The sequence below is a fragment of the Streptomyces sp. NPDC039609 genome (assembly GCF_055596705.1).
This window is the reverse complement of the sequence record NZ_JBVIUJ010000010.1, coordinates 56,654-71,493: the sequence shown is the minus strand read 5'-3', so window position 1 is coordinate 71,493 and position 14,840 is coordinate 56,654. Positions and strand designations below refer to the sequence as shown.

Annotated in this window: 12 protein-coding genes and 1 riboswitch; of the genes, 3 read left to right on the top strand and 9 right to left on the bottom strand. The window is 72.9% G+C overall.

The features are described from left to right. Window position 1: 1 nt before the first annotated feature. The 7 genes from ACZ561_RS27975 to ACZ561_RS27945 all read right to left on the bottom strand — a co-directional run bounded on the left by ACZ561_RS27975 (window position 2) and on the right by ACZ561_RS27945 (window position 8,432). Window positions 2–1,456 (bottom strand): cobyrinate a,c-diamide synthase, encoded by a 1,455-nt coding sequence (locus ACZ561_RS27975; protein WP_470999932.1) that lies wholly within the window; start codon window positions 1,454–1,456, stop codon window positions 2–4. After that, entirely contained in the window at window positions 1,450–2,058 is a 609-nt protein-coding gene (gene cobO, locus ACZ561_RS27970) for a cob(I)yrinic acid a,c-diamide adenosyltransferase (RefSeq protein ID WP_158986079.1), read from the bottom strand. The genes ACZ561_RS27975 and cobO overlap by 7 nt, the downstream gene beginning before the upstream one ends. Next, entirely contained in the window at window positions 2,058–4,079 is a 2,022-nt protein-coding gene (locus ACZ561_RS27965; RefSeq protein WP_470999930.1) for a putative cobaltochelatase, read from the bottom strand. The genes cobO and ACZ561_RS27965 overlap by 1 nt, the downstream gene beginning before the upstream one ends. Before the next feature lie 58 nt (window positions 4,080–4,137). Further along, complete coding sequence (locus tag ACZ561_RS27960) at window positions 4,138–5,685, bottom strand: cobyric acid synthase (RefSeq protein ID WP_470999928.1); 1,548 nt, start codon at window positions 5,683–5,685, stop codon at window positions 4,138–4,140. Then, on the bottom strand, window positions 5,682–6,644 hold the full coding sequence (locus ACZ561_RS27955; RefSeq protein ID WP_470999926.1) for a cobalamin biosynthesis protein: 963 nt from the start codon (window positions 6,642–6,644) through the stop codon (window positions 5,682–5,684). The genes ACZ561_RS27960 and ACZ561_RS27955 overlap by 4 nt, the downstream gene beginning before the upstream one ends. A 35-nt stretch (window positions 6,645–6,679) precedes the next feature. Further along, window positions 6,680–6,819, bottom strand: a riboswitch (cobalamin riboswitch). A 113-nt stretch (window positions 6,820–6,932) separates the two neighbouring features. Beyond that, the gene (locus tag ACZ561_RS27950; RefSeq protein WP_329122086.1) at window positions 6,933–7,154 is read right to left on the bottom strand and encodes a hypothetical protein; all 222 of its coding nucleotides are present in this window, start codon (window positions 7,152–7,154) and stop codon (window positions 6,933–6,935) included. 12 nt (window positions 7,155–7,166) lie between these two features. Further along, on the bottom strand, window positions 7,167–8,432 hold the full coding sequence (locus ACZ561_RS27945) for an inorganic phosphate transporter (protein WP_470999924.1): 1,266 nt from the start codon (window positions 8,430–8,432) through the stop codon (window positions 7,167–7,169). Window positions 8,433–8,792: 360 nt separating this feature from the next. On the opposite strand from ACZ561_RS27945, the gene ACZ561_RS27940 reads away from it, so the two are divergent. Next, complete coding sequence (locus ACZ561_RS27940) at window positions 8,793–9,917, top strand: alpha/beta hydrolase (RefSeq protein WP_471000382.1); 1,125 nt, start codon at window positions 8,793–8,795, stop codon at window positions 9,915–9,917. Between the two features lie 77 nt (window positions 9,918–9,994). After that, window positions 9,995–11,419 carry a hypothetical protein gene (locus tag ACZ561_RS27935; protein WP_470999922.1) on the top strand — a complete coding sequence of 475 codons (1,425 nt, stop codon included), beginning with the start codon at window positions 9,995–9,997 and terminating at the stop codon, window positions 11,417–11,419. A gap of 18 nt (window positions 11,420–11,437) precedes the next feature. On the opposite strand, the gene ACZ561_RS27930 is transcribed toward ACZ561_RS27935, so the two are convergent. Together ACZ561_RS27930 and ypfJ are read right to left on the bottom strand one after the other, a co-directional pair. After that, window positions 11,438–11,836, bottom strand: coding sequence for a VOC family protein (locus tag ACZ561_RS27930; protein ID WP_384526569.1), 399 nt, complete (start codon window positions 11,834–11,836; stop codon window positions 11,438–11,440). 90 nt (window positions 11,837–11,926) lie between these two features. Next, window positions 11,927–12,817 (bottom strand): KPN_02809 family neutral zinc metallopeptidase, encoded by an 891-nt coding sequence (gene ypfJ, locus ACZ561_RS27925; RefSeq protein ID WP_470999920.1) that lies wholly within the window; start codon window positions 12,815–12,817, stop codon window positions 11,927–11,929. Between the two features lie 254 nt (window positions 12,818–13,071). Between ypfJ and ACZ561_RS27920 the strand changes: the two genes are divergently transcribed. Next, complete coding sequence (locus ACZ561_RS27920; protein ID WP_384526575.1) at window positions 13,072–14,670, top strand: ABC-F family ATP-binding cassette domain-containing protein; 1,599 nt, start codon at window positions 13,072–13,074, stop codon at window positions 14,668–14,670. Window positions 14,671–14,840: the final 170 nt, after the last annotated feature.

The window sequence follows — 14,840 nt, the reverse complement described above, 5'->3', positions numbered from 1 at the left end:
CTCACGCGGCGGGGCCGTTCGCACAGTGCTCCACGAAGCGCACGGCCGCCTCCGGGGCGCCCGCCCAGTGGGTGTGCACATAACTCGCGTGCACTCCCTGCTGCACGAACCCCTCGACGCTCCCCCGAGCCCCTCGAGCAGGGGAGACCCCCACCGGCTGCCGCAGCCCCCAGGCCGCGTTCGCCCCGGCGCCCGGCTCGATCACGGTGCGGTGGAACTCGTGACCCCGCATCCGCGCCCCGGCCGCCGCGAGCGAACTGTCGCTCACCGCCACGGCGTCCCGGTACCCGAGCGTCAGCCGCTCCGACATCCGCGCGTCCGCGTCGAGCACCCCGCACATCGGCCTCCCGTCGAGCGACCGCGCGAGATACAGCAGCCCGGCGCACTCGGCGGCGATCGGCGCGCCGGCTGCCGCCAGCTCGGCCACGGCCTTGCGGAGGGGCTCGTTGGCGGACAGCTGCTCGCCGTACATCTCCGGGAACCCGCCGCCTATGACGAGCCCGCTCGTGCCCTCGGGGAGGGCCTCGTCCCGGAGCGGATCGAACGTGACGACCTCGGCGCCGGCGGCCTGGAGCAACTCCGTGTGCTCGGCGTACGAGAACGTGAAGGCCGCCCCGCCGGCGACGGCGATACGTGGTTGTGGGCAGGCGTTCCGCAGGACGGTGGGGGCACCCCCGGACGAAGTCCGGGGGAGGGCGGGCACAACCCCACCACCGGCCCGCACCCGGACGGCCTCCACGGGGTCCCACACCTCTCCAGGCAACGGCGGCGCCGACCGCGCCAGCGCGAGCAGCGCCTCCAGGTCGCACCCCTGGCGAACCTGCTCCGCCTGCGCGGCAACCGCCTCCACCGCCGCCGCCTGCCGCTCGGCAACCGGCACGAGACCCAGGTGCCGCGACGGTGTCGCGACGGCCGGAGCCCGCCGCAGCACACCCAGCACCGGCACCCCGGACTCCCCGAGAGCCTCCCTCAGCAGGTGCTCGTGCCGATCGGTCGCGACCTTGTTGAGGATCACGCCCCCGATCCGCACCTCCGGATCCCACGACGCGAACCCGTGCACCAGCGCCGCCACCGACCGCGACTGCGACGAGGCGTCCACGACCAGCACCACCGGCGCCTTGAGCAGCTTGGCCACCTGCGCCGTGGACGCCAGCTCGCCCTGGTCGGCCGCCCCGTCGTACAGACCCATGACGCCCTCGACGACCGCCAGGTCGCAGCCGCGCGCCCCGTGCTCGAAGAGCGGCGCGATCAGCCCCGTACCGCACATGTACGCGTCGAGGTTGCGGCCCGGCCGGCCGGTGGCAAGGGCGTGGTAGCCGGGGTCGATGTAGTCCGGGCCGACCTTGTGCGGGGAGACCGCGAGACCACGGCCGGCGAACGCGGCCATCAGGCCGGTCGCGACCGTGGTCTTGCCCGCGCCGGAGGACGGCGCGGCGATGACGAGACGTGCTACCACTCGATGCCCCGCTGGCCCTTCTGACCGGCGTCCATCGGGTGCTTGACCTTGGACATGTCGGTGACGAGATCGGCGAAGTCGACCAGCTCCTGCGGCGCGTTGCGGCCGGTGATGACGACGTGCTGGTGCCCGGGCCGGTCGCGCAGGACCTCGACGACCTCCTTGGTGTCGATCCAGCCCCAGTGCAGCAGGTAGGCGAACTCGTCGAGGACGTAGAACTTGTACTTCTCCTCGGCGAGGTCGCGCTTGACCTGCTCCCAGCCCTCGCGCGCCTTGTCCTCGTGGGACTGCTCGCCCTCGGCGACCTCGCGCTGGATCCAGGACCAGCCCTCGCCCATCTTGTTCCAGGTGACGGTGCCGCCCTTGCCGGTCTCACCGAGCGCCTTGAGGGCGTTCTCCTCGCCGACCTTCCACTTGGCGGACTTGACGAACTGGAACACCCCGATCGGCCAGCCCTGGTTCCAGGCGCGCAGCGCCATGCCGAAGGCTGCGGTCGACTTGCCCTTGCCGACGCCCGTGTGCACCATCACCAGCGCACGGTTGCGGCGCTGACGGGTGGTGAGACCGTCGTCGGGAACGACGGTCGGCTGTCCCTGCGGCATTACGCGGCCCTCCTGGTTGTCTGTCCTGCCTGTACGTCTCTGACGAGCCCGGCGATCGAGTCGGCGCGCAGCTCGTCCAAGGTCACGGCGGTGCCGCCCAGTTCGCGGGCGAGCTCTCCGGCGAGCCCGAGCCGTACGGGCCCGGTCTCGCAGTCCACGACGACGGCCGCGGTGCCCTCGGAGGCGTGCAGCCGCGCCGCGCGGGCGGCGAGCGCCACCGGGTCCGCGCCGCCGCCGGTCGCCCGGCCGTCGGTCACGACGACGAGCAGCGGGCGGCGCGACGGGTCGCGGAGCCGCTCGACGCGCAGTACGTCATGGGCCTTGAGGAGCCCCGCCGACAGGGGCGTGCGGCCGCCCGTCGGGAGCTGTTCCAGCCGCGCGGCGGCCGCGTCCACGGACGAGGTCGGCGGCAGTGCCACTTCGGCGTCCCGCCCCCGGAAGGTGACCAGGCCGACCTTGTCGCGCCGCTGGTAGGCGTCGAGCAGCAGCGAGAGCACGGCGCCCTTGACGGCGCTCATCCGCTGCCGCGCCGCCATCGAGCCGGAGGCGTCCACGGCGAAGAGCACGAGGTTGCCCTCGCGGCCCTCGCGGGTCGCCTGCCGCAGATCGTCCCGGCGGACCACGAGGCCGGGGCCGGTCCGTCCGCGGGCCTTCTGGTGCGGGGCGGCGGCGTGCACGGTCGCGGCCAGGTGGAGCTTGGTCAGCGCGCCCCGGGGCCGTACGGAACCGGTGGTCCTGCCGTGCTCGGTACGGGCCCGTGAGCGGCGCCCGGCCGCCCCCTCGCCGAGTCCGGGCACGCTGAGCATCTTCGTACGGAAGGGTTCGGCGGCCTTGACGGCGGCGCGCTCACCGGCGCCGCCGGCTCCGCCCGGAGCGGGCGCGGGAGCCTCGTCCGAACCCGTGTCCTCGGGCGTGCTGTTGTCGGGACCTTCGCTCTGGGGCGGTACACCGCCACCCGGACCCCCGGGTCCGCCGTCGGGACCGGGGTCGGGATCGTCGTCCCCGTCCTCGCCCTTGAACTGCTCCAGCGTCTCGTCGAGCTTGTCCTCGTCGAGCCCCGGCGCGTCGAAGGGGTTCCGCCGCCTGCGGTGGGGGAGGGCGAGCAGCGCGGCCTGCCGTACGTCCTCGGAGGTCACCTCCGTGCGTCCCGCCCATGCGGCGAGCGCCGTCGCCGTCCGGGCCATCACGATGTCCGCGCGCATTCCGTCGACCTCGAACGCGGCGCAGGTCGCGGCGATCTGGAGCAGGGCCGCGTCGCCGAGCGCGACGCTCGGCAGCAGCTCGCGCGCGGCGACGACGCGGTCCCGCAGCGCGGTCTCCTCGTCGGCCCAGCGGGCGGCGAAGGCGGCCGGGTCGTCGTCGAACGCGAGCCGGCGGCGCACGACCTCGACCCGCTGCTCGGGCTCGCGGGAGGCGGCGACCTCGACGGTGAGACCGAAGCGGTCCAGCAACTGCGGCCGCAGTTCGCCCTCTTCGGGGTTCATCGTGCCGACGAGCAGGAAGCGGGCCGCGTGCCGTACGGAGACGCCTTCGCGCTCGACGTACGAGGAGCCCATGGCGGCGGCGTCGAGGAGCAGGTCGATCAGGTGGTCGTGGAGGAGGTTGACCTCGTCGACGTAGAGGATCCCCCGGTGCGCGTCCGCGAGGAGCCCGGGCTCGAAGGCCTTCACGCCCTCGGCGAGCGCCCGCTCGATGTCCAGCGCACCGACGAGCCGGTCCTCGGACGCACCGACGGGCAGCTCGACCATCCGCGCGGGGCGGGCGGCGCCGGGCGTCTCGGTGTGCGGCCCGTCCGGGCACTGCGGGTCGGGCGCGCCCGGGTCGCAGCTGAACCGGCACCCGGCGACCACCGCCACCGACGGCAGCAGGTCCGCGAGCGCCCGCACGGCGGTCGACTTGGCGGTCCCCTTCTCGCCGCGTACGAGGACACCACCCACCGCCGGGCTCACCGCGTTCAGGAGCAGCGCAAGCCGCAGGTCGTCCATGCCGACGACGGCGGTGAACGGATACCGGGTGCTCATCGGGTGGTCACTCCTTCAAGGTCGAGTCGCTGACGTTCGCTCATGTGCGGGTCCGGCCTCACGGTGCACCCGGCGGGATGAACGGCAGCCCGTTCGGCGGGCCGTTCTCGATCAGGCGCAGCAGTGCGTCCGTGTCCGCGTGTTCCTCGATCAGGTCGCCGAGACGGTCCAGCTGCTCCTCGCGGAGCGCGCCGAACGACGTGTCGGGGGCCGGGACGAAGCGCCGGCCGGACGCCGCCGCCACCTCCCGCAGGAACGCCCGGCGGAAGCCGTCGCTCTCCAGGGAGCCGTGCCAGTGCGTGCCCCACACCGCGCCGACCCGGCATCCGTCCAGGAACGGTTCGCCGCCCCGCACGTCCGCGACGCCGTGGTGGATCTCGTACCCCTCGACGGGCTCGCCGAGCGCCGCGCCGACCGGCCGCGCCAGGGTCTTCCCGGGCGCGAACCGGACGTGTACGGGCAGCAGTCCGAGCCCGTCGACGGTGCCGGCCTTCGACTCGACGTCGTCCTCGATCCGCTCGCCGAGTGCCTGGAAGCCGCCGCAGATGCCGAGCACCGGCCGGCCCTCCGCCGCCCGCCGGGCGATCGCGTCCGCCAGGCCGCGCTCGCGCAGCCAGGCCAGCGCCTTGACCGTCCCGCGCGTGCCCGGCACGACCACCAGGTCCGCGTCGACGAGCTCCTCGGCGCGGTCCACGAACCGCACGACCACGCCCGGTTCGGCCGCCAGCGCGTCCACGTCGGTGAAGTTGGACATCAGCGGCACGGCGCAGACCGCGACCCGCAGCACGTCCTCGCCGACCGGCGGCGCGACGACCGATTCGCGGACCGTGCCCCGCAGCGAGACCCGCAGGCCGTCCTCCTCGTCGATGCCGAGCCCGTGCGCGTACGGCAGCACACCGAAGGTGCGGCGCCCGGTCAGCCCGAGCAGCATGTCGAGGCCCGGCTCGAGCAGGGTCACGTCACCCCGGAACTTGTTCACGAGATAGCCCGCGATCAGCTCCTGGTCCTCCGGCGCGAGCAGCGCCGTCGTGCCGAAGAACTGGGCGAACACTCCGCCCCTGTCGATGTCGCCGACCACCAGCACCGGCAGCCGCGCCGCCCGTGCGACGCCCATGTTCACGATGTCCGTACGCCGCAGGTTGATCTCGGCCGGACTGCCCGCCCCCTCGCAGATCACGGCGTCATACGTGCCCCGCAGCTCCTCCAGGCACGCCAGGACGGGCTCGAAGAGCTCCTTCTGCCGGCCGCCGTGCAGCGCTTTCCCGGGGGACGACCCCCCAGACCCCCCGAAGAACCCCCTGGCGCTCAGCTCTCCCACGGGCTTGCCCATCAGGACGACCTGGCTGGAGCGGTCGCTGCCCGGCTTCAGCAGCACGGGGTTCATCAGCGCGGACGGCTCCACGCGCGCCGCCTGTGCCTGCATGGCCTGCGCGCGGCCGATCTCCGCGCCCTCCCTCGTCACGAAGGAGTTCAATGACATGTTCTGGCCCTTGAACGGGGCGACCTTCACGCCCTGCCGGACCAGCCAGCGGCAGATGCCGGCCGTGACGACGCTCTTGCCCGCGTCGGACGTGGTCCCCGCGACCAGCAGCCCCCCGCCTCTCATGCCTTCCTCCGCTTCATCGCGCCCGCCACGATCCGTCCACCCACACACACCGCCAGCGTCAGCGCGGTCACCCGGCGCGAGAGCCGCACCGCCCGCTCGATGTCCCCGACCTCCACGGCCCGGCCCTGCCCGTTCAGCACCGGCCGGTGCTCGACCCGTCCGCCGTACGAGAGCGTCCCGCCGAGCCGTACGCCGAGCGCCCCCGCGAAGGACGCCTCCACCGGACCGGCGTTGGGGCTCGGATGCCCGGCCGCGTCCTGCCGCCAGGCCTTCGCCGCCCCCCTGGGGTCGCCGCCCGCCACCGTCGCGAGCGCGGCCGTCAGCCGGGCGCCCGGCCAGCCGGCCACGTCGTCGAGCCGGGCCGAGGCCCAGCCGAAGCGCCGGTACGTCGGGGACTTGTGGCCGACCATCGCATCCAGGGTGTTCACGGCGCGGAAGCCGACCAGGCCGGGAACGCCCGCGACGGCGCCCCAGACCAGGGCGCCCACGACGGCGTCGGAGGTGTTCTCGGCGACGGACTCCACCACCGCCCGGGCCATCGCAGGACCGTCCAGGGACTGCGGATCGCGCCCCACCAGATGCGGCATCCGCTCGCGGGCCACCTCCAGGTCCCCGGCCGCCAGGGCCCCGCCGATGGCGCGGGCCTCCCGGCCCAGGGTCGTGCCGCCGACGACGGCCCAGACGGAGGCGGCGGTCAGGGCGGCGGCGGCTCCGGGGCGGTCGCGTACGGCACGCGCGGCCAGCGCAGCGATCGCCGTGGCGCCGCCGGCGCAGACGGCGGTGTGCAGCGCGCCCCACCCGCGGTGGTCGCGCCGGAGAAGTTTCTCGACGGAGCCGGCGGCCCGCCCGAACGCGGCGACCGGATGGCCGCGGCGGGGGTCGCCGATGATCAGGTCCGCGGCCAGACCGGCGGCGGCGCCGTACGCGAATACACCTGTGGCTGCACTGCGGCCGGGCATGGCGCTGTGTCCTCACTCAGGGTCCGCGCCCTGGCTCGACGTGACCGGCGGTGAGAGTTCCTGGCTCCCGGGGATCGACTCCCCGGTCACAGTGGCGGGACCGCGCCGGATTCGCACCGGACTTCCTCTGTTGCCGCCGTAATGGCCCCGGAAGTCCACCACGCTGTGCGAACAACCGTCAACTCACGTTTGACCTGCGGCGGGACAGTGTGCGAAGCACCACAGGAACGCCGGACGGGCGGTCGCACCCAGAGGTGCGACCGCCCGTCCGGCGAAGCGGGACCGTCGTCAGACGACGATCAGATAGATGCCGTACGCGACGGCCGCCGCGCACAGCGCGAAGCAGGCGTACGCGCCGGTGCGCGCCAGGGCGGCGGAGCCTCCCTGGGAAGCGGCCTGCTCCTGCTTGGAGAGGCCGACGATGCCGAGGGTGAACAGGCCCACGAGGGCGACGGTCGCCACGAGGCTGACTCCGAAGACGGAGCCGAGAGCTGCCCAGTCGATCTTCATGTCGTTCGTTCCTTACACCGCGGCCGCGGGGGCCGTGGGGGCTGCCGGGTCCGTGGGGGCCGGCGAGGGGATGGTGGTCTTGAGGTCCTCGTCCGCGACGGCGGCGACGGAACCGGCCGGCGGCGGGGTGACCGCCGCGATCGCGGTGGTGACGACACCCGCGGGCTCGGCGTCGAGGTCGTCCGCGGTGACGTTGTTGTGGTCGACGGGCTTGCGGCGCGACAGCGCCCAGATGACGCCCGAGCCGGTGACGAGGAGCACCGCGACGGTGGCGACGCCCCAGCCGCCCTGCTTGGTGAGGAACTCGGCGCCGGCGCCGACCAGACCCGCGGCGGGCAGGGTCAGACCCCAGGCGACGAACATCCGGGTCGCGGTCGACCAGCGGACGACACCGCCCTTGCGGCCGAGACCCGCGCCCATCACGGCGCCGGAGCAGGACTGAGTGGTGGAGAGGGAGAAGCCCAGGTTGGACGAGGCCAGGATGACCGTGGCGGCGCTGGTCTGCGCGGCGAAGCCCTGCTGCGGCTGAAGGTCGGTGAGGCCCTTGCCCATGGTGCGGATGATGCGCCAGCCGCCGAGGTAGGTGCCGAGCGCGATCGCGACACCGGCGGAGACGACGACCCACATCGGGGGGTTGGAGCCGGGGGCGACGACACCCTGGGTGACCAGGGCCAGGGTGATGATGCCCATGGTCTTCTGCGCGTCGTTGGTGCCGTGCGCGAGGGAGACGAGACCGGCGGAGGCGATCTGGCCGGCCCGGTAGCCCTTCGCCGTGGACTTCGTGTCGGTCCTGGAGGCGATCTTGTACGTCAGCCGGGTGGCCGCCATTGCGGCGAGGCCGGCGACGAGCGGCGCGGCGATCGCGGGGATGAGCACCTTGGTGACGATGGTGCCGCCGTTGACCGCCGACCAGCCGGCCGACATCACGGCCGCGCCGATGAGGCCGCCGAAGAGGGCGTGGGAGGAGCTGGACGGCAGACCCATGAGCCAGGTCAGCAGATTCCAGAGGATGGCGCCGACGAGCGCCGCGAAGATCACTTCGGTACGAATGCCCTGTTCGTTGATGATCCCGCCGGAGATCGTCTTGGCGACCTCGACGGACAGGAACGCACCGACCAGGTTGAGCACGGCGGACATGGCCACCGCCGTCTTGGGCTTGAGGGCACCGGTCGAGATGGTCGTCGCCATCGCGTTGGCGGTGTCGTGGAAACCGTTCGTGAAATCGAACACGAGAGCTGTCACGACCACAATCGCGAGCAGCAGCGTGATGTGTTCCATTTACCCAGGCAATCGTTTGACGTCAGTGGCTGGACGAACGTAGGCAACCTGAGTGAACGGAAGGTGAACTGGGTCAGGCTGCATGGTGACTCTAACCGTGTCCAGACATTCCGCTTAGCGTCTCCGGGAGTGGTTCCGTCCACCATGTGGTCACCCCGCAACCCCGGGTAAGCCGTGCCGTTGCCGGACAGACAGGACGTGTCCCACTTCCGCCCCACTCGCCCCATGTCACCAGCCGGACACTCCGTGGGCCGCGTCAGCCGACCGGGGGACCCGCGGATGAGACCCACGTCACTCCAAGGTGGCCCCGTGCGGGTCTGTCCGGTGGCAGCCCGCCCCCGCCCTGCCGACACTGGGATGGTGCGCCCGGCTACAGCGACGGCAGCGGCCGTCACCACCCTGCTCGGTGTCGGCGCGGCCGCGATCGCGGCCGGCCGGTACGCCAGTGACGCCGCCCTCAAGGCGGCCGGACGGCCCCTGCCCCGTGACCCCCGGCTCACCGTGCACGCCACGGGCACCGACCAGGTCACCCTCACCCGCAGCCTCGCCTCGCTGCGCTCCGGTACGTACGGGATCGAGGGCCCGGACGTCCACGCCGTCGTCGGACCCGTGCTCGACCGGGTTCCGCACAGCGCGGACACAGTCGTCCGCCGCCTGGAACGGGTCGAGCTCGGCACCCTGGAACCGGGCGCCCGGGTCCGCTTCACCCCCGAGCTGCACCACGGCACCCCGACCACCGCGCTCGGCCTCGACCACGAGGACGTCGAGATCCCCGGCGAACTCGGCACCCTCCCCGCCTGGCTCGTTCCCGGTGCCCGCTCCACCTGGGTGATCGCCCTGCACGGCATCGGCACGACCCGCCGGCATCCCCTCAACCTCGTCCCGTTCCTCTCCCGGCGCCAGATCCCCGTCCTCTGTCTCGCCTACCGCGGGGACGAGGGCGCGCCCCCGTCCCCGGACGGCCTCGGCCATCTCGGCGACTCCGAGTGGCGCGACGTCGACGCGGCCATCCGGTACGCCGTCCGCAAGGGCGCCCAGCACGTCGTCCTGTACGGCTGGGGGCCCGGCGCCACGATGGCCCTGCACGCCGCCGCCGACTCCGGCGTACGGGACGTGATCCGCGGCCTCGTCCTGGACTCCCCGGTCCTCGACCAGGAGGCCACCCTGCGCAACCTCGCCTCCGCCCGCCGCGTCCCCGGCCCCCTGCTCCCGCTCGCCGTCCGCGCCGCACAGGACAGGACGGGCCTGCGCGGCGACCGTCTCCAGAAGGTCTCCGACCCGGCCGGTCTGCGCGTGCCGACGCTGGTCTTCCACGGCCCCGACGACACCATCGCCCCCTGGGAGCCGTCCCAGGAACTGGCCGCCCGCCGCCCGGAACTGGTCACGCTGCACACGGTCCGCGGCGCCCCGCACGCCTCGATGTGGAACGCCGACCCGGTCCCCTACGAAGAGGCCCTGCGCCGCTTCCTCACCCCCCTGCTCTGACCCCTCCTCCGGCGGCGTTCCACCGGCGCTGTCGATTCCGATTGGGCTTTCGGGCCGTCAGCGGGAAGACTGCCTCCGTGACGTCTCGAAAGCCTGATGAGCAATTGGCGCGCAACTCCAGACTCCGACTCGTCCGTCCGCGGGCACTCGCCACCGCCCGACGGGCAGTGACGACCCGGCGCACCCGGCCGGCGCCGCGGCCGCCGGAGGGCACTCCGCCCCGCGCGGAACTGGCCCGCCAGGCACGGACCGTCCTCGCCGACGCCGTACGGATCGCCCGCTGGGCCGCCGTCGACCGCGGGGCCGGTGGCGCCGCTCCGACCGGCCCCGAGGCCGTTCCCGTCCAGGAACGCGCCGCCGCCGCACTGGACCTGACGCCCGACCGGATCCGTGCCGGATGGGACCGGGCCCGGCTCGCGGGACTCGTCGAACTCCACGGCGACACCGCCCGCCCCGGCTGGCGGCTGCACGCCTGGGACCGCGACGACTCCGCGGTGCTGCGCGGCTGGGTCGCCCTGTTCGACGCCTGGTCCCTGGTCCACCCCGCTCCCGAGGGCGTGGCGCCCAGCGCCGTGGCCGAGGTCGTCGAGGCCGTCCCGCAGGTGCTCTCGCTGCTCCAGCTCTCCGCCGGACCCGTGCTCGTCCCCGCCCTGCTCGACCTGCTCCAGCAACGGGTCGAGGAGCTGCGCGAGGAGCGCTGCGAGGTCCCCGTCGACGGAGCGGGCACCGACACCGACGCCGTGTGCGCGGCCGACCCCGACGGGCTCTCCGCCCTGCTCGACTGGGCACTGGAGGGCCTCGCCGCCGTGGGTGCCCTGACCCTCGGCGACGGTTGCGAGGGCGCCGAAGGCGGCCTCGCCACCCTGACCCCGCTGGGCAACTGGGCGGTCTGGGTCAAGCTGGAGCAGATCTGCGTCGCCGCCCAGAGCCCCGCCGGCAACATCGAGCAGTCGGCCGAGGACATGCTCCGCGGCTGCGCCCGGCTCACCCCCGGCCCCGCCCGCGACGAGTACCGCGCCTGGCTCGCGGCCCGCACCCTCTCCAGCGCGGTCACGGAGCTCCTCGCCGTCGCCCGCGGAGAGGACGCCCTGCTGCGCGGTCTCGCCTTCGAGGCGCTCCGGGTCGTCGGAGCCCCCGCGGAGGCCGAGGTCCGGGCCGCCGCCGCGGAGGCCTCGCTCCGCCCCTACGCCCTGCTCTGGCTCGCCGAGTACGACGGCGCCGACCCCGACGACGCCCCGGACGTGCTCACCCGCGAGGAGGCCACCTGGCTCTGGGTGGACACCGCAGCGGCCGTCGCCGACCACGGTGAGAGCGTCCTGCTCGTCCGCCACCTCGACTCCGCCGTGCAGGGCACCGTCCCGGCCCTCCTCGACGAGATCAGGGCCGTCGGCCACCCCCGTACGGTCCAGGTTCTGGTCGCCCTCGCGGCCGCCCACCCCGACCCGGCCCTCGCCAAGGCCGTCCGCCGGGCGGCCTTCCAGGTCCACACCGGGGGATCGTGAGGGAGGCGTGAGGGCCCGCTACTCCGCGCCTCCCGGGAGGTACGTACCGAAGCTCCAGATGTTGCCCTCCGCGTCGCGGGCGATGTAGTCCCGCGAGCCGTACTCCTGGTCCTTGAGCGGCATCACGATCTCGATGCCGTGCTCCACCGCCCGCGCGTGGTGTGCGTCCACGTCGTCCACGTGGACGTACACCCCGGCGGGCCCGGCGGCCTCGACCAGCTTGTCGAACTCGCTGCCCGTCCCCTTGCTGCCGAGCATCACCATGCCGTTCCCGTACGTCAGCTCGGCGTGCACGACCTTGCCGTCCTCCTCGTACACCGCGTGGCGGGTGAAGCCGAACCCCTCCGTGAGCTGCTTGATCGCGGCGTGCGCGTCGTCATAGGTCAGGGTCGGACAGATGTGGGGTCCCTCAGCCATATCGATCACTCCTTTTCGCCTGATGCGCCATGGAAGCCCGGAATGTGACCTGGGTCTCAGTCTGGCATTCGCCACCGACAACGCCGTGTCTCAGCGGAAGGTGTTGCACCGCGCCATGTCGCCCGTCGTGTAGCCGGTGTAGAACCACTGCTGACGCTGCGCGGCCGAGCCGTGCGTCCAGTTCTCCGGTGTCACCCTGCCCTGGAACCTCTCCTGGATCCGGTCGTCGCCCACCGCGGCCGCCGCGTCCATGCCGTCGCGGATGTCGGCCTCCGTGAGCTTCGTCAGCAGCGGCCGGCCCGTCTTCTCGTCCGGCGTGGTCGTCGCGTGGTGCGCCCAGACCCCGGCGTAGCAGTCCGCCTGCAGCTCCACCCGTACGGCGTTGGAGTCGGCGCCCGCGCGCCCGTCCTGGGAGCGGGCCAGGGTGCCCATCATGTTCTGCACATGGTGGCCGTACTCGTGCGCCACGACGTACGCCTGAGCGAAGGGGCCACCGGTCGAGCCGAACTTCGTCCGCAGCTCGTCGAAGAACCCCAGGTCCAGATAGACCTGCCGGTCCCCCGGGCAGTAGAAGGGCCCGACCGCCGAGGTGGCCGAGCCGCAGGCGGTGCCCACCTGGTTCGTGAACATCACGGTGCGCGCGTCCCCGTAACGCCCGCCCCGCCGGGCGTACTCCGCCCGCCAGAAGTCCTGCACGCTGTTGACGACCGCCACGATCCGGCAGTCCTCGCGGGTGTTCGCATCCGCGCCGGTCCGGCAGGTGCGCTCGACCTGGGCGACGGAGGAGGAGGTCGCCGCAGGCTCGGGATCACCGGAGGAGAGTCCGAGCTGCTCGGGGCCCACCCCGAAGAGCAGCCCCAGGATCAGTGCGATGAAGCCGACGATTCCGCCGCCGACGGTGGCCCTCCCGCCCGGGATGCGGCTGCCGCGGACGTCCTTCACCTCGGAGGTGTCCAGATCGGCGTCGTCGTCGAACTGCATGGGCCACCGCCTCTGCCATGTCTGCCGCGGCAGTGGCCGCCGCCCTGCGGCCGAGTATCGGCGAATCCGACAGGGCCCGCCCCTTTTGTCGGGCATGGGCGGGACGGCGTGAGATGCGCCTCGGTGCGGGCCGTGGCCGAAAAGCAGTTGCAGGGGCCCGTTAGACTGGCCGTATGGCCATTCTCCTCGTGCACTAGCGGCGTCGAACCGCCCAAGAGCCCTTCCGCCGTCCACCCCCGCCCTGGAGTCTGTCCGTGATCACCGCTTCCGGCATCGAGCTGCGCGCCGGCGCCCGCATCCTCATCGAGTCCGCTTCCTTCCGTATCGCCAAGGGCGACCGCATCGGCCTGGTCGGCCGCAACGGAGCGGGCAAGACCACCCTCACCAAGTGCCTCGCCGGCGAGGGTATGCCCGCCGCCGGGCAGATCGCCCGCTCCGGCGAGGTCGGCTACCTCCCGCAGGACCCGCGCACCGGTGACCTCGACACGCTGGCCCGCGACCGCATCCTCTCCGCCCGCGGCCTGGACGTCCTCATCCGCAAGATGCGGATGAACGAGGAGCGCATCGCCACCGGCTCCGGCGCCACGCGCGACAAGGCGATGAAGCAGTACGAGCGCCAGGAGACCGAGTTCCTCACCAAGGGCGGGTACGCCGCCGAGGCCGAGGCGTCCACGATCGCCGCCGCCCTCGGGCTCCCGGACCGGGTCCTCGGCCAGCCGTTGCACACCCTCTCCGGTGGTCAGCGCCGCCGTGTCGAGCTGGCCCGGATCCTCTTCTCCGACGCCGACACCCTGCTCCTCGACGAGCCCACCAACCACCTCGACGCCGACTCCATCGTCTGGCTGCGCGACTACCTCAAGACCTACCGCGGTGGCTTCATCGTCATCTCCCACGACGTCGACCTGGTCGAGACCGTCGTGAACAAGGTCTTCTACCTGGATGCCAACCGCTCCACGATCGACGTCTACAACATGGGCTGGAAGCTCTACCAGCAGCAGCGCGAGGCCGACGAGAAGCGCCGCAAGCGCGAGCGTCAGAACGCCGAGAAGAAGGCCGCCGCCCTCAACTCGCAGGCCGACAAGATGCGCGCCAAGGCCACCAAGACCGTCGCCGCCCAGAACATGGCCAAGCGTGCCGAGCGTCTGCTCTCCGGCCTGGAGGCGGTCCGGGTCAACGACAAGGTCGCCAAGCTCCGCTTCCCGGAGCCCGCGCCCTGCGGCAAGACCCCGCTGACGGCGGAGGGCCTGTCCAAGTCGTACGGCTCGCTCGAAATCTTCACCGATGTGAACCTCGCCATCGACAAGGGCTCGCGCGTCGTCATCCTCGGCCTCAACGGCGCGGGCAAGACCACGCTGCTGCGCCTGCTCGCCGGGGCCGAGAACCCCGACACCGGCGAGGTGACCCCGGGCCACGGCCTCAAGCTCGGCTACTACGCCCAGGAGCACGAGACCCTCGACCCGGAGCGCACCGTCCTGGAGAACATGCGCTCCTCCGCGCCCGACCTCGACCTGGTCGAGGTGCGCAAGACGCTCGGTTCCTTCCTCTTCTCCGGCGACGACGTCGACAAGCCGGCCGGGGTCCTCTCCGGTGGTGAGAAAACCCGGCTGGCGCTGGCCACCCTGGTCGTCTCCTCGGCGAACGTGCTGCTCCTGGACGAGCCGACCAACAACCTCGACCCCGCCAGCCGCGAGGAGATCCTCGGCGCGCTGCGCACCTACAAGGGCGCGGTCGTCCTCGTCACCCACGACGAGGGCGCGGTCGACGCGCTCGAGCCGGAGCGGATCATCCTGCTTCCGGACGGCGTCGAGGACCTGTGGGGTCCGGACTACAAGGACCTGGTGGCGCTCGCCTGATCATCTCGGTATGGATCATTCGGCTCATGGGTGATCCTTCATCTGAGTGAGTGCGTCTCATACCCCCCGGCGCGGCCCCTGACGAATCCTTCCGTCAGGGGCCGCGCCGTCTTCTTCCCACGGGTGCGGCGCTGACCTGGCACTTCCCGCCCCGAGCGGTTCCCGGCCGT